A 22,367-nucleotide genomic window follows, 5' to 3' on the forward strand; every position below is an offset into this window, starting at 1 on the left:
AACGGGCCTTTTTTGTGATGTCTAAAGAAGTTTAGCAAATACGGAAAAGGGGCATGCTGTTGATAGATTGATAGAATTGAAAGAGAGAGCGGAGGATATGGCATGTTAAACCGATGGATGACTGCAGGTATAGTGGCCATGGCACTTATTATTGTTATAGGCATGACTAAGGTGTATGCAGAGAAAAGTGAGTCAGAGGGCGTCAAGTTGGAACAGCTAATACATACTTCAAACGCGGCGATGGATCAGGTGGAACGCATGATTATCAAATGGCAGGGACAAGGGACAGGGAGTGCAGAGGAACAAGCAGCTCGGTTGTCGGAGCAATTGGGACTGCCGCAACCGGTTCTGGGTCGGCTGACAGGTCATGATGTGTATCGCAGTGAGATTCAGGCTGAAGGGCAGCATGTAGGAATATTGGTGAATGCGGTCGTGACTGGAGAAAACGGATACTATGTCATTGTACAGTTGGCGGGAAGTCGTTTAACTGAATCAAGTGAACTCATTTCTCTGCACGAACAGGTAGATCAGCTTCTTGCAAGATCTGAGGTGGAAGCGACATGGAACCTTGCAGTCCAAGGCACAGGAACAACGGATGCATCTGTCAGCCATCAACTAGAAGAGACGGAAGTTAAGCTGTCTGGGCGGCTGAGTATGCATGCAGCAGAACGTTACACGGACGACAACACAGCAAGTGTATCCTACAGAGTACCTGAGCTGCCGACGGCAATCCAAAGTGGCTCAGATGTCCTGAACATGCAGATCGCCGTACATCAGGATCATGACAAAGGAAGCAATCGTATTACGTTAGGATTTCCGGTAATCACGATCGAATATTGAGATGATATTTTACGTGTAAATATCATCTTGATTATGAGTATGTATAGGTGAATTTTCCGGGGGGATTTTGGAGGAATAACGAGAACCTTTATCAGGAAAATTAGTGCAACCACTCAGGCAATATGCTAAAATGGCATCACATCCAAGAGGAAGTTGCTGGTAATTGTCGGTTGTATGTTGTGCATATATAACACCATTACATAGCTCGGGAAGAGCCTAAGAAATGAGTCTTCCCGGAAGGAAGAGGAGCCCATGGTCGAAAAACAAATGCAAGATGAGGTGCAGACGCCTGGCGCAGTATTTTTCATTTTTGGAGCAACGGGCGATTTGGCCCGACGGAAGCTGTTTCCGGCAATCTATAGTCTATACCGCGAAGGCAAGCTAGCCGAAGACTTTGCGGTTATTGGTGTAGCCAGACGTCCTAGGACACCAGAACAATTCCGGGAAGACATCCATGAATCTATTAAGGAGTTCTGCCGCTATCCGGCAGGGGAACCTGGTGAGTGGAATGCGTTTGTCGAACATTTTGAGTATAAATCTCTTGATATTAATAATGTGGATGGCTTCAGAGAGCTGCGGGATCAAACAGAAGGCTTGGAAGCGAAGTTCAAAACGCCCGGGAACAGGCTGTTCTATCTGGCCCTGGCACCAGAGCTATTCGGCAGTGTCTCCTATAGTTTGCGTGATGGAGGGATGCTGGAAAGCCGCGGTTGGAACCGGCTTGTCATTGAAAAACCATTCGGGTATGATCTGCAATCTGCAGAGCAGTTAAATGAGCAGATCCGTGAAGTATTCCGTGAAGAGGAAATTTATCGGATTGACCATTATCTGGGTAAGGAAATGGTGCAGAATATTGAAGTGATTCGGTTTGGTAATGCATTTTTTGAACCACTCTGGAATAACAAGCATATTGCGAATGTTCAGATTACGCTTGGCGAGACCGTTGGTGTGGAAGAGCGTGGGGGTTACTACGATCATTCCGGTGCCTTGCGCGATATGGGGCAGAATCATATGCTTCAGATGCTGACGATGATTGCCATGGAGCCGCCAAGCCGCCTATTTCCCGAGGATATTCGGGATGAAAAGGTTAAGGTGCTGCGTTCCTTGCGACCATTCACGTCCGATGAAGAGGTAAGCAGCAACGTTGTGCGTGGGCAGTATACGGAAGGCGAGTACCGGGGAAAACAGCTTCCAGGGTACCGTCAGGAGGACAAGGTTGATCCGGAGTCGAATACGGAGACTTATTTTGCTGCACGTGTATTTGTGGATAATTTCCGCTGGGCAGGTGTACCTTTCTACATTCGGACAGGCAAGCGTCTCCCGGTGAAGACGACTGAGATCGTGGTTGAATTCAAATCCATGCCGAACAATGTATATCTGGGCAAAAAATATAAACTGGAACCGAATCTGCTCGTGATTCGAGTGAATCCGATGGAAGGCATCTATATCAAAATCAATGCCAAGAAACCGGGCTCCGACTCCGAAATTCAGCCGCTTGCAATGGACTTCTGTCAGAGCTGCATGATCGGAATCAACTCGCCAGAAGCGTACGAGCGTCTGCTGCATGATGCGGCAGAAGGAGATTCCACGTATTTTACCCGTTGGGATGAAGTGGCGACGGCATGGTCTTTTGTCGACCGTATTGCTGCGGCATGGGCTGAGAATCATGGAGAGCTGTACACGTATCCAGCAGGCACATGGGGACCGGAAGCAACAGGGAAGCTGCTGGAGCAGGATGGTTTCCACTGGTGGCCTGTAAATGGGCAGGACGAAGATAGTGTTATTTGGCAAGTGAACAACTAATCAAGTAAATCTTGTGGTCAAAAGCCTTGGATAGGACGTGAGTGCGCGTTCTTCCGGGCTTTTTTTTGCGACAGAGAGGGAAGAGAATGATGATGAAATAATAAGTAAAATTAAGTTGTTGACAAAAAGTAAGTGAATAACTTATACTCAACTCAAGAGTTAAAGAATTACGCAAAAAGAAAAACGGACGAAGGAGTTCTAAGGAGTTCTTCGAACCTATAGATTATTCATGAGATGAAATTTGAACCAGGTGAAGGGGTTACGAGGACATTCATGAAGGAACATTTTAGCATAATATCTTTAATCTAAGAATACTATTTTGTAACTATTTGAATGGAGGAAAAGGACATGTTGGATGTAGGAATTTTGTTGATTCGTTTGGTGATCGGTTTGTCGTTTATGGCTCATGGTGCACAGAAATTGTTTGGTTGGTTCGGGGGTTATGGGATCAAGGGTACAGGCGGATGGTTTGAGTCCATGGGGATGAAGCCTGGCGCTCTCGTTGCACTGCTGGCAGGTTTGGCGGAATTCGGTGGCGGCTTGCTGCTGGCTCTGGGTCTGCTGACTCCAGTAGGTGGCATTCTGATTGCACTGACCATGGTGATAGCGATTGTGAAAGTTCATGGTGCGAATGGATACTGGTCTACACAAAACGGTTTTGAGTATAATCTCGCGATCCTGGTGATCGGTGTGGCATTGGCTCTGACTGGTGGAGGACAATACGCGCTGGATGCATTGATATTCTAAGTAAGCTAGGAACGTGAATTAGGAGTACCTGGATGCCAATCTATTGGCTGAAAGGTGCTCTTTTTTTGCGATTGGAAAAGTGAAGAATCCGTTGCAGGTAATCGGTTATTTTCGGTAAAGATTATGGTACAATAGGAGAGTTGGGTAAGAAGCAGGTTAACGGTTTGTTATAGCAGCACAGGAATAGGGAGGATGAACTCCGTTGTAAATGTGTAAAATTAAACCTAATGTGCAAAAATCGAAGGAAACAATCAACCGGTATCGCCGGATTGCATAAAAGATTGAGATTAGACCGGCCAGGCCGGTAATTAACGTTGAATGAACGGACGAAAGGGATAGAACCTATGAGCAAAACAGATAACATTCTTCAACAGGAAGTGGACAAACGCAGGACGTTTGCCATTATCTCTCACCCGGATGCGGGTAAAACTACATTGACCGAGAAGCTGTTGCTGTTCGGGGGCGCGATTCGTCTCGCCGGTACGGTAAAAGCGCGGAAAGCAAGCAAGCACGCTACAAGTGACTGGATGGAAATTGAGAAACAGCGGGGGATTTCGGTTACATCTTCCGTCATGCAGTTCGATTACCTAGGTCATCGTGTAAACATTCTGGATACGCCGGGTCACCAGGACTTCAGTGAAGATACCTATCGTACACTGACGGCTGCAGACAGTGCAGTCATGTTGATTGACGTGGCCAAAGGTGTCGAGGCACAAACCATCAAGCTGTTCCAGGTTTGTGCGAAGCGCGGCATTCCGATCTTCACGTTCATCAACAAGCTGGACCGTGAAGGACAAAGCCCGTTTGATCTGATGGAAGAGCTCGAAAACGTACTGGGTATTCGCTCCGTACCGATGAACTGGCCGATTGGTACAGGACGCGATCTGTGCGGCGTGTATGACCGGATGAAAAACCAGGTGGAATTGTTCCAAGGGGACGACCACTCCACGATTAAAGTGCAAAAAGTAGATGGCTACGAAGATCCGATTATCCGCGAGATGGCGGGAGAATATCTTCATGATCAGCTGTGTCAGGATCTGGAGCTTCTGGATGTTGCAGGAGATCAGTTCGATATGGAGAAGGTACAACGTGGAGAGCTGACACCGGTATTCTTCGGCAGTGCCATCAACAACTTCGGTGTGCAGACATTCCTGGAGAACTTCCTGCAGCTGGCTCCTAAGCCTGAGCCGCGTCACAGTACCGCGGGTGAGATCGAGCCGACGAATGAGAAGTTCAGCGGATATGTATTTAAAATCCAGGCAAACATGAACCCGGCACACCGTGACCGTATCGCGTTCCTGCGGATCGTGTCTGGTAAATTCCAACGGGGGATGAGCGTTAAGCATAACCGTGTGGGGAAAGAGATTAAACTGTCCCGACCACAGCAATTTCTGGCTCAGGACCGGGATATCGTAGAAGAGGCATATGCTGGCGATATCATCGGATTATTTGACCCGGGTATTTTCCGGATTGGCGATTCGCTTAGTCAGGGAAGTGAGGTTATATTTGATGAAATGCCAACCTTCTCGCCAGAGATTTTTGCCAAAGTAACCGTCAAAAATGCATTGAAACATAAACAGTACCAAAAGGGTATCGACCAGTTGACGGAAGAAGGAACGATTCAGGTCTTTAACACCGTAAGTTTCGATGAAACACTGCTCGGTGTTGTAGGTCAGCTCCAGTTCGAGGTATTCGAATACCGGATGAAAGGCGAGTATGGGGTAGATGTACAGTTGCAGCGCATGCCTTATCAGTTTGCTCGCTGGATTGTGGACGAGAATCTGGATCCGAGCAAATTCCGGATTAACTCTACCTTGGTGAGGGATAAAAAGGGGAACTATGTTGTCCTGTTCGAGAACGAGTATGCGATGAGAACGGCAATCGACAAAAACCCGACTGCCCAATTCCTCGAGACAGCTCCATAAGTGAGGCTCATCTCGGAGCAATCTCGTAATTTGAAGCAGTATAAGGCTTAATACACCAATGTTAAAGATCCCTCCGCCGTCTGGCGGGGGGATCTGTTTGCTTCGCACCTTACTTATGTGGCGGGTATGATCCAGCCGAATAAGGGAAAGCTTTCTTTTGCAGACAGAACAAACGTGATGACGGTTACCGATCCCTCTCCATACCTCGATTTAGCGAAGCGGTTGAACGGGGATGGTGTGCAGATGCTCCTGCGCGACTTGAATCAACTCATCCTGCTTCGCAGAATCAGTGTTCTTCCAGATCATTTCAAAAATGGCGCCAAGTCCTGGCAGTGCAGCTTCCGGTCCATCCACAGAACCTTCAATCATCTCCCGGAGCTGATCATCACTCTTGTCATGAACTTTATGAACAATCGCTTCACGCAGGCTTAATGTAATTGGCATCGCAATTCCCTCCTCGTATATTCGGCTGCTCCTATACTGTTCCCTGGGAAGCGTGAGCGCATTCAAGTTTATCCGGCTTTGTGGTATACTACGAAGGATATTTAAGTAAGCATTGACATCCGAAAGGATGCGCAAGAGCTGAAGTGCAGCGGGAGGTTAAGACCCTAATGGCTAAGAAACAGTATGCCGTAATTGGCATGGGGCGGTTCGGATCAAGTGTGGCTAATGCGCTGAGTGGCATGGGATTCGATGTGCTGGCTATTGATGCGGACGAGCAGCGGACCCAGGAAATGTCCAATGTGGTGACTCATGCTGTATCGGCAGATTCAACGGATGAAGAAGCGCTGCGAGCGCTGGGTATACGAAATTTCGACGTTGTCGTTGTGGCAATCGGTGAAGATATTCAGGCGAGTATTTTGACGACCCTGATTTTGAAAGATATGGGTGTACCTGTTCTGATCGTCAAAGCACAAAATGAGCTTCATGGTAAAGTACTGCAAAAAATTGGAGCGGACAAGGTCATCTATCCTGAGCGGGATATGGGGCTGCGGGTAGCCCATCATTTGACCTCCCCAAACATACTGGATTACATTGAGCTGTCTGAAGATTACAGCATTTTGGAGATGAGAGCCTCCGAGCAAATGATTGGCAAAAACCTGTTGGAGCTCAACATCCGTGCACGCTTCGGCTGTAACGTCATGGCGATCCGCAGCGGGAATTCCATGAATATCTCTCCGTATGCCGAGGATCGGATCGAAGCTGGGGATGTGTTGATCATTGTGGGTCACAAAGACCATTTGACGAAAATGGAGCTCGCCTATCCGAAGTGATCTTTCAGAGTTACCTGAAGTAAATTGAACGGCAGACGGGAAGGATGGAAAGATGGATATAGTATCACCGCAAAATTCACGCGTGAAGGAATGGGCACAGCTGCTGGAGAAAAAGCATCGTACCCGTCAGCATAAATATATCATTGAAGGCATTCACCTGGTACAGGAGGCACTGCGTGCACAGGCTGATCTGGAATGCATTGTCTACGATGGGGAACAAGGTGTGCCAGCTGAACTGGCGGGACTTGAAGGACCACTTCAACGTATAGAATGGATTAGCGTATCTCCTGCTGTGATTGCCAAATGTACAGATACGATGACACCGCAGCCTGTTTTTGCCATTGTCCGTAAAGGCCGTGAGTCACTGGAAATTCTGACATCTGGAGCACGCGGGCTTGTTGTGGTGCTCGATGGAGTGCAGGACCCAGGGAATGTGGGGACGATCATCCGCAGTGCTGATGCAGCCGGAGCAGCCGGTGTAGTGCTCGGTGCAGGCTCTGCCGATGTGTATAATCCGAAGACCATTCGTTCAACGATGGGATCTCTGTTTCATTTGCCCATTGTGGAAGGCCAGTTGGAATCCTTGCTTCCGGAAGCAAAAGCAGCGGGCGTGAAGCTCGTAAGTACCTCTTTGCAGGCAGAGTATTCATGTTATAGCTATGATTTCACACAATCGGTTTGGCTTGTGATCGGCAATGAAGGCAAAGGGATATCCAAGTCTACGGCAAGGCTCGTAGATGATGCGATTACGATACCGATGCAGGGACAAGCAGAATCATTGAATGCCGCAATGGCGGCCACCATCCTCTTGTTTGAAGCGATGAGACAGCGGATGGTGTAAGATGTACTCATTATGCTGAACTGAATGCAAGTACCATATAGGACAAGGTTCCAAAAGGACATAATTCGGCTTATTCCTACTTCTGTGAAGAGATAGGGATGAGCTTTTTTTCTTATAGGTAGGAATAATACATAAAACTAACTCAGATACAAAATAGTTGGAGGCGGAGGGCATGTTCCTTCGCTTTTTTTCAATGTAACGTATTCTGAATTCATCCCCTCCCTTGCAGGTTCAACCGGTATTGATGCGGAGTTGTGCCGGTTACATTACGAAATACTTTGCAGAAGTAGGATGGGGTGGACATGCCCACACGGTGGCCTATTTCCGGGACACTGTAAGATGTACGGGCAAGTAATACGCAAGCATGACGAATACGGGTGGCTTGGGTGTATGCGACAATGGTCGTTCCCGTGGCCTTTTTGAATACATGAGACAGATGATAAAGAGACATGTGCAGCTCTGCAGCGAGATCTTTAAGAAGAAAAGGTTCTTGGTAATGTTCTTCAATCCACTGCATGACGGCTTCGGCATGGGGATGAAGGAGACTGGTGGAAGTTGGATGAACGGATTGGGAGGGGCGTTGCTTGCCTTCTTCCCATACATATTTTATCTGAACGAGCAGGTTCAGTAAAAAGAGCCGAATCGCCTCCTCTTCCGCTTCTCTCTCTAATATGTTGGGATGATGCTGCCCAAACTGTTCCATAAATTGAACCAGCATTGAAGAAGAAGGCAGGATGGACGGTGCAATAGGTGACTGCTGTCCCAGCAGTTCCTGTACAAAATGATGCGAAGTGCTAAAATGCTGCCAGGATTCCTTCAGCAATTCCAGATCATACATGAGTACACTGCGGACAAAAGGATGCTCATCCGTAACTTGAATCTGTACCTGATGCAATTGAAAAGGGCGGAAAATCATCAGCGTTCCGGGTTTAAGCGGGAAAGCCTGGCCTTCCGTAATTAACTGACCATACCCATCATGAATATAGGTTACTTCCATCTGGGAATGGGCATGAAATACTTCACGAAAAGTCGTGGTGGCTGTGCGGCGGCAAGCCAGGTTGAACTGCTCCTTGCCTAACATGGACAACGTCATTTCCTCCCTCAGCATGAGCGCAAGATCCTTTTATTTTAACACAAGATACACGCATAAAAGCGCTTAATAATTGTGTATTGTGTAGGAAACAAGGGAGGTATGTTCAGATGTTAAAAGTGGCGATTATAGGAGCTGGTGCAATCAGTGGAGCGCATATCTCAGCCTATTTGGCATTTCCCGATCGATGTCAGATTGTAGCTGTGGTTGATATGTATCCTGAGAAAGCCCAGAAACGAATTAATGAACATGGACTGGAGAATGCACGGGCAGTAGCGGATTACAAAGAATTGCTGAGCCAAAATATTGATGTGGTCTCTGTCTGTACTCCGCCGTATACACATGCTCCCATTGCGTGTGACTTTTTGCATGCGGGTACCAATGTACTGGTGGAAAAACCGATGGCTTCCTCTCTAGAGGAAGCTGACCAGATGCTGAAAGCAGCAGAACAGAGTGGGAAACTTCTATCGATTGTGGCCCAGAATCGGTTTACCACACCGATGATGAAGCTTAAGGGCGTGCTGGATAGTAAGCTTATGGGTCCGATTGTACATGTACAAGTGGATTCATTCTGGTGGCGGGGACTTAACTATTACGATCTGTGGTGGCGTGGCACTTGGGAAAAAGAAGGCGGCGGCTGTACGCTTAATCATGCAGTGCATCATATTGATGCCATGCTCTGGATGATGGGTCCACCCGTGGAGCTGCAGGCCATGATGGCTAATACGTCGCATGATAATGCTGAAGTGGAGGATGTATCAATGGCGATGCTCCGGTTCCCCGAAGGAGCGCTCGGCATGATTACCAGTTCCGTGGTGCATCACGGAGAGGAGCAGCAGTTAATTTTTCAAGGCAAAGAGGCCCGGGTATCTGCACCATGGAAAGTGGTTGCCTCTACAGCACGCAGTAATGGATTCCCGCAACCGAATCCGGAACTGGAACAACAGATACAGAACAAGGCCGACGCATTGCCGGACGTCATTCATGTCGGTCACGCTGGTCAGGTCGAGAATGTGCTAAATGCCATCGAGATCGGATCACCTCTACTGGTAGATGGACGGAGTGGGCGGAATACACTTGAACTGATCGTAGGGATCTATAAGTCCGCGAGCACGGGAGAGAAGGTTACCTTTCCTCTGGAATCAGGGGATGCGTTCTACACACGTGAGGGTATGATGCAGCATGCGGTGCACTTTTACGAAAAGAAGACGGCGGTCGAGAACTTCGAAGATTTGGGTATTACACTTGGGAGCAAGTTGGAATCCGAATGAATAAAGGAATGATTAGCAAAAGGAATGATTAGCAAAAAGATGCCAAGGTCTCATGATAAAGTGAGGCGGCATCTTTTTTTCTAGATCTGTAACCCATACATATATGTTATCTAACCTACCATGATTATGGACAATAGATAGACTACTTAAGTTCTCTTCAGGGATGTCCTGATCTTACATTTGGGAATATTATAAGTGACATGTAATGTGACTTAACTAAACAACATGATATGCTTTGGTGAAAAAATTTATCCTATTCTCGGTTATAGCCAAACCCACTTAAACGAGGAAAACGCCCTCCGGGGATCGAAAGGGAATGTTATTTGCAAGTTTGGCGCAAATTGTCGAAAAGCATTACAGCCACTTATCCGCCCATCGCTCCACGGCACTTAATGCCCTTCCCAGCTCGGTCCCTTTGCGGGACAACATATATTCTGTCCGAACTGGTCGCTCTGTAACCACGTGGCGCACGACCAGACCTTCTTCCTCCAGTTCCTTCATTCGTTCATTCAGGACGCGTTTGCTCAGGTCAGGGATATAAGCGTGAATTTCACTGAATCGTTTGGGCTCTTCCATCAACGCATGAATAATGAGGGCAACCCACTTCCGGCCAATGATCTGATAAGACTGTTCCACCTTTTCGCATATTTGCTTGGCATTCTCATCATCGCTCATAATTGTACTCCTTTGAATTAGTTATGCTTATTATAGCACTAGTATACTTATTGTAACCTGGCCGTCTATAAGCCTTATGTATAAAATATCACATACCAATTGTTTATAATCTTACCACATAAAGCGTTAACATAAAATAAAAACCCTGTAAACACTGGTGTTCACACGTTAGACACGATTGTTGACGAATTGTGACGACAGGTGTAATATGGGTAACGTTAATTCAAATGGTTACAATTTATAACCTTGGTTTAAGGTTGTGGAGAGAAGGAATGTTCCATGGTTAAATTCAGGTATGTTATATAAACGGAGGCAAGGCGGGTCAACGCACCCACTTATTCCGTCTTTTGTCATGCTTGGATTTGAACATTTTGCACCATCATATACTATACTGCACAGATCACAGGAGGCACTCCAATGGACGCAATGACATTTGTCCTGTTCGGGGCAACAGGCGATTTAGCCAAACGCAAGATTTACCCTGCATTATATAATTTGTACATGGATCAAAAAATGCCTAAATCCTTCTCCGTTATCGGTCTTGGACGGCGTGAATTGTCGGATGCTGACTTCCAGGCGAATGTCGAAAAGTCACTGCATGAATTCTCACGGCAAACGCCTGAAGAAGAATCCCAGGTACGTGATTTCATTGGAGCTTTCCGTTATTGTTCTCTGAACAATACGAAGCTTGAAGATTACACCAAATTGCTGAAAATTGTCGAGCAGCGTGAACAAGAACTGAGCATTCCGGAAAATCGAATGTTCTACATGTCGGTTGCACCAGAATTCTTTGAGCCAATCGCATTGAACATTCAGGAAAGCGGCCTGGGTAACACGAAAGGCTGGAAAAAGCTGATTATTGAAAAACCATTCGGACACGATCTGCAATCTGCACGTGAACTGAATGAGAAACTCAGCAATACCTTTGCTGAAGAAGAAATTTATCGCATTGACCATTTCCTGGGCAAACCGATGGTTCAAAATATGGAAACCCTCACTTATGCGAATCCGGTCATTCAGGCATTGTGGTCCAACCGGTACATTGCCAATGTACAAATTACGGCTAGTGAAACGGTAGGCGTTGAAGAACGTGCTGCGTATTATGACCAAAGTGGTGCAGTTCGCGATATGTTCCAGAATCATATGCTTCAATTACTGATGATGATTGCCCTGCATTTGCCAAAACGCTGCACACCGCAAGAAATTCAATTCAAAAAGCAAAAGATCGCTGAAGCTCTTCGTCCACTGACAAAAGAAAACATTGCTTCTGAAGTGGTTCGTGCCCAATACGGAGCAGGTGAGCTGCAAGGGAATTCCGTTGTTGGTTATCTGGACGAGCCTGGTATCCCGGCTGGTTCCCAGAATGATACGTATGTTGCGGCGAGATTGTGGATCGATGATCCATTCTGGAGCGAGGTTCCTTTTTACATTCGTACAGGTAAACGCCTGGCCGAGAAATCCACCCGTATCGTCGTTGAGTTCAAGGCACCGCTCAAAACAGGTCATGAATCTGAAAATACAACAGAGCCTAACCTGTTGACCATTGAAATTGGTCCGGGGGAAAGCATCTCACTGCAATTGAATGCGAAAAATCCATTGAACCACGGTGAAGTGGAGCCAATTAACATGACATTCGCATCAGGCAAACGCAATATTCCGGAAGCTTACGAAAACCTGATCTTTGACGCCATGCGTGGAGATTCCACATTCTTCGCTCACTGGAACGAAGTGGAGCTGGCATGGAAGTGGGTACAACCGATTCTGGAAGCTTTCCAGGATGGCAGCGTACCGCTGGATACGTACAGCGCAGGATCGCAAGGGCCTGCATCCGCAGATCGTCTGACTGCAGAGAATGGCTACCGTTGGTGGTAAGCACAACTAATAACCAGACATACCGTTCCAATTTTGCATAAGTCCTTCCGGTGCTCGCCGGAAGGCCGTAAAAATTTTTGATATAGATAAACTTATAATTGTTCATAACAGGAGGATTTATCATGAAACTTGGACTTATTGGATTGGGCAAAATGGGATTGAACCTGGGCAGAAACCTGATTGACCACAAACATGAAGTGGTTGCTTTTGACTTGAATGCTGAAGCAGTAAACGAAATGAAAGAATACGGCGCACAAGGCGTTTCTTCTTATAAAGAAATGGTTGAATCACTGGAATCCCCACGTGTACTTTGGATCATGGTTCCTCACAATGTGGTAGATGCTGTACTGGCTGAAGTAAGCCCGCTGCTCTCCAAAGGCGATATCATCATTGAAGCAGGTAACTCCCACTACAAAGAGTCGATCCGTCGTTACGAGGAATTGAAACCATCCGGTATCCACTACATGGATGCAGGTACTTCCGGCGGTATGGAAGGCGCGCGTAACGGTGCATGTTACATGATCGGTGGAGATCCTGAAGCTTGGGCAATTGTTGAGCCAGCATTCAAAGACACTGCAGTAGAGAACGGTTATCTGTATGCAGGTAAAGCAGGTAGCGGTCACTTCCTTAAAATGGTGCACAACGGTATCGAGTACGGTATGATGGCATCCATCGGTGAAGGCTTTGACGTACTCGAGAAAAGCGGCTTCGACTTCGACTTCGAAAAAGTGGCTCGCGTATGGAACAACGGTTCCGTTATTCGTTCTTGGCTGATGGAGCTGACAGAGCGTGCATTCTCCAAAGACGCGAATCTCGATGAAATCAAAGGGGTAATGCACTCTTCCGGCGAAGGACGCTGGACGGTGGAAACGGCATTTGACCTGCAAACCGCTACACCGGTTATCGCATTGTCGTTGCTGATGCGTTACCGTTCCCTGGAGACTGATACCTTCACAGGTAAAGTGGTAGCAGCACTGCGTAACGAATTTGGCGGCCACGCTGTAGAAAAAAATTAAGTTCATATATAACTGTTAACATATAAGGTTGTTCGGGTAATGAATATCATCGTGTTTAAAAATTCATCAAGTGGAGGGAACATATCATGAAATTTTTCTTGGATACAGGGAATGTTGAGGAAATCAAACGGATTGAACGTCTTGGTCTGGTGGATGGAGTCACGACTAACCCTTCTTTGATCGCCAAAGAGGGCCGAGTATTTAAAGAAGTGATTCAGGAGATCTGTGGCGTTGTTAAAGGCCCGGTCAGTGCTGAAGTCATCGGTCTCAAAGCCGAAGATATGTTGAAGGAAGCTTATGAAATTGCTGAATGGGCACCGAATGTAGTCATTAAACTACCGATGACCGAAGATGGGCTGTATGCTTGTCATGAGCTCACGCAAAAAGGAATCAAAACCAATGTAACCCTGATCTTCTCGGCAGCACAAGGCCTGATGGCAGCGAAAGCTGGAGCGACTTACATCAGCCCGTTCGTTGGCCGTCTGGATGATATTGCGGTGGATGGCATGAAGCTGATTCGTGATCTGCGTCTGATCCTGGATATGTATGATATGCCGTCCGAGATCATTGCAGCAAGCATCCGCAATATCAAACACGTTGAAGATGCTGCCCTTTCCGGTGCGCACATTGCGACGATTCCTGGATCGCTCCTGCCGACATTGTGGAAACATCCACTGACAGACAGTGGCATCGAGCGCTTCCTGAAGGACTGGGAAACTGTTCCTAAATGATTTTGCGCAGACTTATCTTGCTTATGAAGCATAAGAGTATATATTGGATTATAGCCTTTCACCTTGCAGAGCCATCTGCAGGTGAGGGCTTTTTCTTTTATGAAGAAAGAAGGGAGAAATGGCTAATTCAGAGCCTATCCTATTTAATAAACGGATGATGTCCCTGTCACACGGGTGCTGTCCTTCTTTTTCGGGGCAACAGTGCATAAGGATAACATATAACCCTATAGCTCATCCCGCAGGGGGAGGGACACCCGATGATGAGAAAAAAATGGCGGAGCCGAAGACGACGGAAGCCGCCAAGCGGTAAACGCAAGATGTGGCTGATTATTTTACTGGTAGCGGTATTTTGCTTGATGCAGGGTTTTGCCTATGTGGATAAAAAAATGAAGCCTCCAATTATGCATTTGGCCAAAATCCGGGTAAAGCAGATTGCCACGGAAGCGATCAACAAGGCCATTACCGCACAGGTAGCGGAAGGCAAATCGACCGAAGGATTGATTGACTGGAAAACCGATACTGCCGGTAAGGTCTCCGGTTTCATGCTGAACTATGATGAGCACATGCGAATTACCGCAAGTACGATGAATATTGTGCAGTCCACTTTACAGAATGTGCATATGTTAAAAGAAAAAATTCCCCTTGGTCAGGCCTTGGGGAGTCCTGTACTGGCATCCTTTGGCCCGAATATCCCCGTTCGTATCGAACCTCAGGGAGCGGTAAAGGTGGATCTGAACACCAGGCAGCAGAATGCTGGAATTAACATGATTCTGGTTGAGGTGTACATTCATATCATTGCCGAAGTGGCTGTCGTGGTTCCCTTCGACATGGAGCCCGAGACGGTAGATACCGAAATACCGATATCCTACCTGCTCGTAGTCGGGGATGTGCCGATGTATTATTACGATAACCAGGGCAAGCCTGTAGGCAGCAACGGCAGCAGTGCACCATCCATTGCGCTGCCATCAGGACAGCCTGGCGTTTCCGGGGGTACTGGGGTGACGCCGAACCCTTCCGGGCAGAATCAGCAGCAGACACCAGGAGGTCATCTGCAGGGAGATGAGCTGGAGCTGGAACTGGAACCTGAACCTGATCTTTCAGGTGAAAACGGTGGTTCACCACTTGATACAGACGTGAATCATTGAATCGAATGAAGAAACCAGTCAACAAAAAACGGGATCCTCTTCTAAGAGGTCCCGTTTCTTTCTTTATTTGCTTTTGGCTTTGGCCTTAGCCTTCTTCTGCTCGCGTTCTTCCCGTTCCCAATGCTTTAATAGCGGATATGGGTCAAACGACCATTCCGTCAGTCCGGTATCCCGGTAGATTCCGTAATGCAAATGAGGAGGGAATTTACCCTGTGTGCCCGGTTTACCATAGCCCGAGCTGCCTACCCAGCCCACGACTTGACCGGGGCTTACGACTTCGCCAATATGGGCATTTTTATCAAAGCCGGATAGATGAGCATAGTAGTGATAGTGGTTGTTCAAATCACGTATACCGATCCGCCAGCCGCCAAATGGGTTCCATCCCTTAATCTCCACGACTCCGTAACAGGTACTGCGCACAGGAAGTCCTTGAGGAGCAAAAATGTCCGTTCCCTCATGGATACGATATCCTCCCCAGCTGCGTTTGGTCCCCCATGTGCTGCGATAGGAATAATTGGTTCCGAGCGGAACGGGAAATGCGTGACCAAACAAATCAATGCTGTCAAAATGCTCATATAATTTCGCGAACTGCTGAACACGCTGCACGGCCCGGGTATTATGATAATATTCCCACAGGGCAATGCTGAAGTCCTCCTGACGGGTCCCGAATCTCTGAATCACGTTCGCCATGCTGTATAGCACATCCAGATCATTGTTGGCATCCGCCAATCCATCTCCCGAACCATCACGGCCGTATCCATTAAAAAAAGCGATGGACCCCGGCTGTTGATCCGTCTCATCCGGGTTAAGCCAGCCTCTCCAGGCGGGAGACGTCATGAAAATCCCGGTCAATCGCTCGGGGTGCTTGCGGTCTTTGGGGTGAGCACGCGTCAGCGTCCGTTCATATTGATCGATGGCTGCGAGTCTGAACCAGGGGATGCCGGTAATCTGTTCAATGCTTTCATATAAACTTCGGCGTGCTTTTAAAATCTCCGCAGGTTTCATTTCGGCAGGTTCGGTTTTGGACGGTACAGCGGAGGATTCACCATGAACATCAACAGGCAAGGATGGGAGAAGCAATGTGCCTGCGAGTAGGGTTTTAATCCAAAAAGAGTGAGTGAAACGCGTTCTATTGCGATCTTGCACAGGGAAGCAGCCCCCTTTCCGTTGAGATGATGCACAGAGTGCCCGGTGAACCAAGCTATAACGTAGCGTTCTTCAAAAGTCTTTAATTTATCCGTGTAAGGCAGGATTGCACAAGATGTGATAAATGGGGGTTTTTCCATCGCTTTCATGGTATAATATGTTCCGAGCAACAGCCTAACTTCATTAGAAAGAGGGTTTACGCATTGGCTAAACGTGTTAAGGAACCGAAACCGGACTGGATTCGGATCAAATTGACAACCGGCGATAACTATCAGGAAATGAAAACGATGATGCGTTCCAAAACGCTGCATACAGTATGTGAGGAAGCAAGATGCCCGAATATTTATGAATGCTGGGCCAATCGAACAGCTACTTTTATGATTTTGGGCGACATTTGCACAAGGGCATGCCGCTTTTGCGCGGTGAATACCGGCTTGCCGACGGAACTTGATTTGCAGGAGCCAGAACGCGTTGCAGAAGCAGCGGAGCAGATGAACCTGCAGCACTGTGTTATTACAAGCGTGGCTCGTGACGATTTGAAGGATGGAGGAGCGACCATCTTTGCAGAGACGGTGAAGGCGGTTCGTCGCCGCTTGCCTTTATGCAGTGTAGAAGTGTTGATTCCAGACTTCCTGGGTGACCGGGATTCCCTGAAAATTGTGATGGATGCCAAACCTGACATTCTCAATCACAACATTGAGACGGTGGAACGACTGTCAGACAAAGTTAGAGCCAAGGCCAAATACAAGCGTTCGCTTGAACTGCTTGCTCGTGCCAAAGAGATGCAGCCCAACATTCCGACCAAATCCAGCATTATGCTGGGTGTAGGTGAGGAATATCAGGAAATTCTGCAAACCATGGATGATCTGCGTGCTGTGGATTGTGATATCATGACCATTGGTCAATACCTGCAGCCGTCGGAGAAACATCTGTTTGTTGAGAAGTATTATCCGCCAGAAGAGTTCGCTGCATTGAAGCAGGAAGGACTGAAGCGTGGATTCAGCCACGTCGAATCCGGCCCGATGGTGCGCAGCTCCTACCATGCGCATGAACAGGTGAAATCGGCTGCAAAACATGCGGAACAGGCGGCAACACACGCATAATGGAGGACACTGGATTGGAAGAAGAAAATAGCACTGAGCAGGTTCAGGACACGGTCCAGGACCAGCCTCAGGATAAACCACAAGAAAAAGTACAGGAAAAAGTGATCGTTCAGGTAAACGGGAAAAATTATGAGATCGTGCAGAATCATAAAGAGGGCTGGAATCCGGAAGTCTTCCGCGACCGTTACAGTGAAGTCCTGGAACGCTACGATTACATTATCGGGGATTGGGGCTACAGTCAGCTGCGGCTCAAAGGCTTTTATCGAGACAACCATCCCAAAGCCACGAAAGATTCCACCATCTCAAGCATGGTGGATTATATCAATGAATATTGCAACTTTGGCTGTGCTTACTTTGTTCTTCAGAAGAGCAAAGAGCAGCCCCAAGCCAAAGCAAAAAGCGGCTCCTGAGAAGGGCCGCTTTTTTTTGTGCGTTATTATATCCGTGTGTACTCTTTGTGCATGCAAATTAGCTTGTTTCCAAACCAGGCTAGTCCAAAAAAGCGGTGCGAACCCGATTCCAAAACGGATAGGGACGATAACGGGCAAAGCTTACCTTGTGACGTGCTACCTGACAACGGACGGAGATCAGATCCTCCACCATGACATTCACATGATCGATTGTGAGCAGTAGCCTTTGATCCTTCCGCGAGAAAATGTCACAGTGATGGTGCTTGGGCAAAATAACCGGTGAACCAAGTGTCCGATAGACACGGTTATTGATCGAAGCAATTTCAGCAATCTGAATTGCCTCAATGGTCGGATGCACCATGGCTCCACCCAGGGCCTTATTATAGGCTGTACTGCCTGAAGGCGTGGATACGCAGATCCCGTCCCCCCGGAACATCTCGAAGGTCACGTCATTAATGTCGACTTGAGCTACGACCGTACCGTCCACACCTTTTAACGTAAATTCATTCAAGGCAATATAGGAGGTGTTACCCGATTTTTTACGAATCTCAAGCTCCAGCAGCGGGTACTCTACAATCCGGGGTTTGAGGCGTTCGGGATCTCCTTTGCCGCTCATCAATCTTACCAGTTCCTGCAATTCGTCCTTCTTCCAATCGGCATAGAAGCCGAGATGGCCTGTATGAACCCCAACAAAAGCAATGTCCGGGATCCGGTCGATGAAATTGTGAAATGCCTGCAGCATTGTACCATCGCCTCCGATGGAGATGACGATCTCCGGCGATTCTGCATCCAGCTTGAACCCTTCTTCCTTCGCCAGCGCATGAAACTGCTGACTCAGATCAATCGATAACTGGTCTCCGCGGTCTTGAACATAGTATCTCAAGATGAAAGCTCCTTTGTGGTCATTATATTACCGATGATAATCAATTCCAGAGCAGAACACAACGTTGGATTGATTTTCATTTGAAATATAGACAACCATCGGGGCTTATTTTCGGATCCCTCCAGGGAAGAGCAGGGCACGAAGCAGGGAAAAGAACAGCAGCATGAGCAGTACGCTTCCAAGTATCATGAATCCAAAAAATATAATTTGTCCTGCATCTGGTGAGTATATAGCTGTAGCTACAGGTGAAGCACTGGTCTCACTCATGGCAGGCCATGCGGATTGACCCATTAAAGGTACCCAAAGTAATAAAACAAGTACAGGTGCGATTAGAGCATGTATGGCTCTCGCAAACAGAAACGGTCCATATCTCATCGGTGTATTGCTGAGGATACTCATAATCTGGGCATGTACCGACAATCCTCCCCAGGACAAAACAAATGCAGCAGCAGCAGCCTTATAAACAAGGGGAACGGCTGTGCCTGCTCCTCCGGCTTCTTTGGCTCCAAGCGTTACTTCGAATAAACCGCCTACAAGACTCTGCGATAAAGCCGGCGGCAGGTTCATGAATGTGAGCAGTTGTTCGGTCATTTGATATAACAGGCCAAGCGATCCGGTCTGAACGAGCAGCTCCATCATGACAGAGAAGAATACAACAAGCCCACCTACGATAATAATAAGGCGAAGGGATGAGGAGACAGCCTGACGCAGTAGTTCTCCAAATGCCCGTCCATCCGCCATTCGTGCCTCATGCATGGCATGGATAGCCTGAATGAGTCTGCTGCGTCCGGACTTCTCGGATGTGGTTGAAGGCGTAGCGGATGGAGAAGATGAGCTAGCTGCCCTTCCATGGAAGCGCATGAGCAGTCCAACGATGAAGGCAGCGGCGTAGTGGGAAGCGACCAGAACGGGTGCAATGGCTACATTGTGGAAAAAACCGACGGAAACTGCACCGATCATGAAGATCGGATCTGATGAGGTGGTGAAGGCCACGAGCCGCTCACCCTCTTCCCGCGTAACCAGCTTTTGATCCCACAATTGGGCGGTTAATTTCGCTCCTGTCGGATAGCCTGAAGCGCAGCTGACCGCGAATACAAAACCGCCGCTTCCCGGAACCCGAAACAGGGGACGCATGAGTGGATTTAGTAGGGTCCCAAGAAAATGGACAATGCCGAAACCAAGCAGCAGCTCGGAAAGAACCAGAAAGGGAAATAGAGAGGGGAATAACACATCCCACCAGATGGAGAGCCCTCTTACACTTGCATGCCAGGTCTCTGCAGGGAACAGGACCATAAGAAAACAGAGAACCAGGAGAGCGAGTGTAATCAGGACATGGGTAAGTTTGTATGAAGCAGCCATGCATACCTCTCCTTTATTTTATAATGGTCGATAAGCTTTGCTGCAGTGCGTGTCGCTTGTGCCATCAATATATGAATAAAAGCGGACAAACAGTACAAATTAATATCCGGAAAGCGCTTGCAAAAATGGCTGTATTTTTAAACGATGTATGCTAAAATGATAAAAACGCCTGAACGTCACCTATTTGTCCAATAAGGTGAAATTCAAATCGGATGGAGTGATGATTATGAGTCTTGTCACCGGAATCCTGGTCTGTGCTTTTGTCTATGTGATACGTGCCTCGCTTGTACGCTCTGAAGAAGAGGACTGGCGAAGTTATTAATGGAATATATGGTGCGCCAATCTTGCGATTGGTGCTTTTTTTGTGTCTTCCGAAGTGAAGAGGCTCTAGAGAAAAAGGATCGAAGACATCTTGACTTGCCGATGTTAGATAGGACTTTTGGGATTTTTTTGATAGAATGAAGATAAAGGTGATGGCAACCTGATCTCAATTTTGTTTTCACATTTAAGCATTGATGTGTAAGATGTGCCAAAATTCGACATGACTAGTGAGGGTTAGATGAATGAATCCCAATCTGAGTATTTATGAAAATCTGGGCGGAGAGCAGGGTGTTCGGGCATTAGTTGAAGCCTTTTACCCTATCGTCCAGCAAAATGAACAACTGGCTCCTCTATTTCCGGAAGATTTACAGCCGGTTATGGACAAGCAATACATGTTTTTGTCTCAGTTTTTCGGTGGACCTGCGTTGTTCTCTGAGGCGTATGGTCACCCGATGATGCGTGCCCGCCATATGCATTTTGAAGTGACCGTTGAACGGGCACATGCCTGGCTGGCATGCATGGATCAAGCGTTGACACAGATCGGTGTGGAAGAGCCGTTGCATTCTTTTATCCTGCAGCGTTTGTCGGGGCCGGCACATCATTTTGTGAATACGCCGTAACTCCGAATACAGGTAAACGGGAGAGGGATGGAAACGAGTGGAATTAGAGCCTCTATATAAGGTAAAAATAACATGTCATTATTGCGAAACCGAGTTTGAAACCTCCAGAGTCAGACCGAGCTTGAAGCGGCCCTATCGGACAGATTCCGATTTTTGTGCCTACTATAAGCTGGAGAATCCGGATTTCTATGTTGTGCGAATCTGTCCTGAATGCGGATTTGCTTCAACAGAAAATTCAACAGACAAACTAAGCGACAAACAGCGGCTTGCGTTCAAGGAACAGATCGGCAATCGCTGGGAGAAACGGGACTACAGCGGTGCGCGGACATTGGATCAGGCCCTGGCTACGTACAAGCTCGGGCTGTTATGTGCTCAGGTGATCCAGGAGAAGGATCGCGTCGTAGCAGGACTGCTGCACCATATCGCCTGGTTGTATCGTTACCGGGAAGATCATGAGCAGGAACGGCGGTTTCTGGAATTCAGTCTGGAAGCTTATGTGAGAGTGTTCGAGCGGGAAGGCGCGGGCAGCAATGAAGCAAGGCTGCTGTACCTGCTTGGTGAGCTGAATCGCAGAACAGGCCACTTCCACGAGGCAGTCAAATGGTTCGGGCGTGTGATTCACGATAAACGGATCACGGATGCGGCCATGATTCGGGCATCCAGAGAGCAGTGGGCCGTGCTGAGGGAACAGATGATCTCCGGCAAGATGGAACTGCCTGAAGAAATGATTGAAGTAGATAAAGAGGCTGCTAAGCGCAGCCCCATCTAGGTGAATTTCGATTATTTGCGTACAGGTTTACTGGAGAGCAGATAATCACTGTCGTTATCAATAACGGTCATGCTTCCATTGCAACAAGGAAAGACCAGCAATTTCTTTTTGCCTTCACGAATGCGTACAAGCTCTCTCGGTTTGAGGGGCAGCAGCACATTGCTTGCTTGGCAGAACGGGCATTGCTGTACATAGATGTCCCCCATGACAATATCATAGGGCCAGCTGTTTTCAAAAGGGATCATTCCTGCTCGCCTTCCGAAGGGGCTGGTTTGGATGCTTCTTCTTTGGCCAACTCTGCAATCTTCTGCAGCAGGATGTGCTGGGGCATGTGCATCAGATGCTCAAGCGGTACGCCAAGGGATTCTGCTAATTTGACGGCTGTGTCAGCCGATATTTGTAAAGGTTTCATCACATTTACCTCCTGAAAAAAAGTGGCTTAAACTATTTCTCTAGTATAGAGATAGAGCACTCATAAAACCAGTTTTTAATTGAAGTATTTTAGCTCGAATCCTTGAATCCCAAA

The 22,367-nt window shown here is 47.5% G+C and carries 23 protein-coding genes; 15 read left to right on the plus strand and 8 right to left on the minus strand.

From position 1 onward, the window contains the following. The first annotated feature begins 102 nt into the window (after positions 1-102). From ABGV42_RS20545 to ABGV42_RS20560, 4 genes are all read left to right on the plus strand, one after another. Entirely contained in the window at positions 103-840 is a 738-nt protein-coding gene (locus ABGV42_RS20545; RefSeq protein WP_347383455.1) for a YwmB family TATA-box binding protein, read from the plus strand. 252 nt (positions 841-1,092) lie between these two features. Then, positions 1,093-2,643 (plus strand): glucose-6-phosphate dehydrogenase, encoded by a 1,551-nt coding sequence (gene zwf, locus ABGV42_RS20550; RefSeq protein ID WP_347383456.1) that lies wholly within the window; start codon positions 1,093-1,095, stop codon positions 2,641-2,643. Between the two features lie 348 nt (positions 2,644-2,991). Beyond that, positions 2,992-3,390, plus strand: a complete 399-nt coding sequence (locus tag ABGV42_RS20555) for a DoxX family protein (protein WP_239304100.1) — start codon at positions 2,992-2,994, stop codon at positions 3,388-3,390. 344 nt (positions 3,391-3,734) lie between these two features. Then, complete coding sequence (locus ABGV42_RS20560) at positions 3,735-5,315, plus strand: peptide chain release factor 3 (RefSeq protein ID WP_347383457.1); 1,581 nt, start codon at positions 3,735-3,737, stop codon at positions 5,313-5,315. Positions 5,316-5,525: 210 nt separating this feature from the next. Here the strand turns inward: ABGV42_RS20560 and sspI are convergent, their stop codons facing one another. Then, complete coding sequence (gene sspI / locus ABGV42_RS20565; protein ID WP_095292206.1) at positions 5,526-5,759, minus strand: small acid-soluble spore protein SspI; 234 nt, start codon at positions 5,757-5,759, stop codon at positions 5,526-5,528. 167 nt (positions 5,760-5,926) lie between these two features. Between sspI and ABGV42_RS20570 the strand changes: the two genes are divergently transcribed. Both ABGV42_RS20570 and ABGV42_RS20575 read left to right on the plus strand, forming a co-directional pair. After that, complete coding sequence (locus tag ABGV42_RS20570; protein ID WP_127538885.1) at positions 5,927-6,589, plus strand: potassium channel family protein; 663 nt, start codon at positions 5,927-5,929, stop codon at positions 6,587-6,589. 52 nt (positions 6,590-6,641) lie between these two features. Then, a complete protein-coding gene (locus tag ABGV42_RS20575) occupies positions 6,642-7,430 on the plus strand; it encodes a TrmH family RNA methyltransferase (RefSeq protein ID WP_347383458.1) in 789 nt (262 codons plus the stop codon). 211 nt (positions 7,431-7,641) lie between these two features. On the opposite strand, the gene ABGV42_RS20580 is transcribed toward ABGV42_RS20575, so the two are convergent. After that, entirely contained in the window at positions 7,642-8,511 is an 870-nt protein-coding gene (locus tag ABGV42_RS20580) for an AraC family transcriptional regulator (protein WP_347384442.1), read from the minus strand. Between the two features lie 119 nt (positions 8,512-8,630). On the opposite strand from ABGV42_RS20580, the gene ABGV42_RS20585 reads away from it, so the two are divergent. Continuing rightward, positions 8,631-9,791 carry a Gfo/Idh/MocA family protein gene (locus tag ABGV42_RS20585; RefSeq protein WP_347383459.1) on the plus strand — a complete coding sequence of 387 codons (1,161 nt, stop codon included), beginning with the start codon at positions 8,631-8,633 and terminating at the stop codon, positions 9,789-9,791. Positions 9,792-10,145: 354 nt separating this feature from the next. On the opposite strand, the gene ABGV42_RS20590 is transcribed toward ABGV42_RS20585, so the two are convergent. Then, entirely contained in the window at positions 10,146-10,466 is a 321-nt protein-coding gene (locus ABGV42_RS20590) for a winged helix-turn-helix transcriptional regulator (RefSeq protein WP_095292196.1), read from the minus strand. A 417-nt stretch (positions 10,467-10,883) separates the two neighbouring features. On the opposite strand from ABGV42_RS20590, the gene zwf (ABGV42_RS20595) reads away from it, so the two are divergent. The 4 genes from zwf (ABGV42_RS20595) to yunB all read left to right on the plus strand — a co-directional run bounded on the left by zwf (ABGV42_RS20595) (position 10,884) and on the right by yunB (position 15,230). Further along, positions 10,884-12,338, plus strand: a complete 1,455-nt coding sequence (gene zwf, locus ABGV42_RS20595) for a glucose-6-phosphate dehydrogenase (RefSeq protein ID WP_347383460.1) — start codon at positions 10,884-10,886, stop codon at positions 12,336-12,338. A 122-nt stretch (positions 12,339-12,460) separates the two neighbouring features. Continuing rightward, entirely contained in the window at positions 12,461-13,354 is an 894-nt protein-coding gene (gene gnd / locus ABGV42_RS20600; RefSeq protein WP_192270693.1) for a phosphogluconate dehydrogenase (NAD(+)-dependent, decarboxylating), read from the plus strand. An 86-nt stretch (positions 13,355-13,440) separates the two neighbouring features. Then, entirely contained in the window at positions 13,441-14,085 is a 645-nt protein-coding gene (gene fsa, locus ABGV42_RS20605) for a fructose-6-phosphate aldolase (protein WP_347383461.1), read from the plus strand. Positions 14,086-14,342: 257 nt separating this feature from the next. After that, positions 14,343-15,230, plus strand: a complete 888-nt coding sequence (yunB, locus tag ABGV42_RS20610) for a sporulation protein YunB (protein WP_347383462.1) — start codon at positions 14,343-14,345, stop codon at positions 15,228-15,230. Positions 15,231-15,293: 63 nt separating this feature from the next. Here the strand turns inward: yunB and ABGV42_RS20615 are convergent, their stop codons facing one another. Then, the gene (locus ABGV42_RS20615) at positions 15,294-16,376 is read right to left on the minus strand and encodes a M23 family metallopeptidase (protein ID WP_347383463.1); all 1,083 of its coding nucleotides are present in this window, start codon (positions 16,374-16,376) and stop codon (positions 15,294-15,296) included. Positions 16,377-16,579: 203 nt separating this feature from the next. On the opposite strand from ABGV42_RS20615, the gene lipA reads away from it, so the two are divergent. Both lipA and ABGV42_RS20625 read left to right on the plus strand, forming a co-directional pair. After that, on the plus strand, positions 16,580-17,479 hold the full coding sequence (gene lipA / locus ABGV42_RS20620; RefSeq protein ID WP_110756964.1) for a lipoyl synthase: 900 nt from the start codon (positions 16,580-16,582) through the stop codon (positions 17,477-17,479). 14 nt (positions 17,480-17,493) lie between these two features. After that, on the plus strand, positions 17,494-17,889 hold the full coding sequence (locus ABGV42_RS20625) for a YutD family protein (protein ID WP_347383464.1): 396 nt from the start codon (positions 17,494-17,496) through the stop codon (positions 17,887-17,889). A gap of 79 nt (positions 17,890-17,968) precedes the next feature. Here the strand turns inward: ABGV42_RS20625 and ABGV42_RS20630 are convergent, their stop codons facing one another. Both ABGV42_RS20630 and ylbJ read right to left on the minus strand, forming a co-directional pair. Further along, a complete protein-coding gene (locus ABGV42_RS20630) occupies positions 17,969-18,772 on the minus strand; it encodes an NAD kinase (RefSeq protein ID WP_347383465.1) in 804 nt (267 codons plus the stop codon). Between the two features lie 105 nt (positions 18,773-18,877). Beyond that, positions 18,878-20,131 carry a sporulation integral membrane protein YlbJ gene (gene ylbJ, locus ABGV42_RS20635; RefSeq protein WP_347383466.1) on the minus strand — a complete coding sequence of 418 codons (1,254 nt, stop codon included), beginning with the start codon at positions 20,129-20,131 and terminating at the stop codon, positions 18,878-18,880. Between the two features lie 563 nt (positions 20,132-20,694). Here ylbJ and ABGV42_RS20640 point away from each other — a divergent pair. Then, positions 20,695-21,072, plus strand: a complete 378-nt coding sequence (locus ABGV42_RS20640; protein WP_347383467.1) for a globin — start codon at positions 20,695-20,697, stop codon at positions 21,070-21,072. A 37-nt stretch (positions 21,073-21,109) separates the two neighbouring features. Continuing rightward, positions 21,110-21,841 carry a DUF2225 domain-containing protein gene (locus ABGV42_RS20645; RefSeq protein WP_347383468.1) on the plus strand — a complete coding sequence of 244 codons (732 nt, stop codon included), beginning with the start codon at positions 21,110-21,112 and terminating at the stop codon, positions 21,839-21,841. A gap of 11 nt (positions 21,842-21,852) precedes the next feature. Here ABGV42_RS20645 and ABGV42_RS20650 read toward each other — a convergent pair whose 3' ends face one another. Both ABGV42_RS20650 and ABGV42_RS20655 read right to left on the minus strand, forming a co-directional pair. Beyond that, positions 21,853-22,086, minus strand: a complete 234-nt coding sequence (locus tag ABGV42_RS20650; protein ID WP_095292183.1) for a hypothetical protein — start codon at positions 22,084-22,086, stop codon at positions 21,853-21,855. Further along, on the minus strand, positions 22,083-22,253 hold the full coding sequence (locus tag ABGV42_RS20655; protein WP_095361228.1) for a YycC family protein: 171 nt from the start codon (positions 22,251-22,253) through the stop codon (positions 22,083-22,085). Before ABGV42_RS20655 ends, ABGV42_RS20650 begins: the two co-directional genes overlap by 4 nt. Between the last annotated feature and the right edge of the window lie 114 nt (positions 22,254-22,367).

Source organism: Paenibacillus pabuli (assembly GCF_039831995.1).
Classification (GTDB): domain Bacteria; phylum Bacillota; class Bacilli; order Paenibacillales; family Paenibacillaceae; genus Paenibacillus; species Paenibacillus pabuli_C.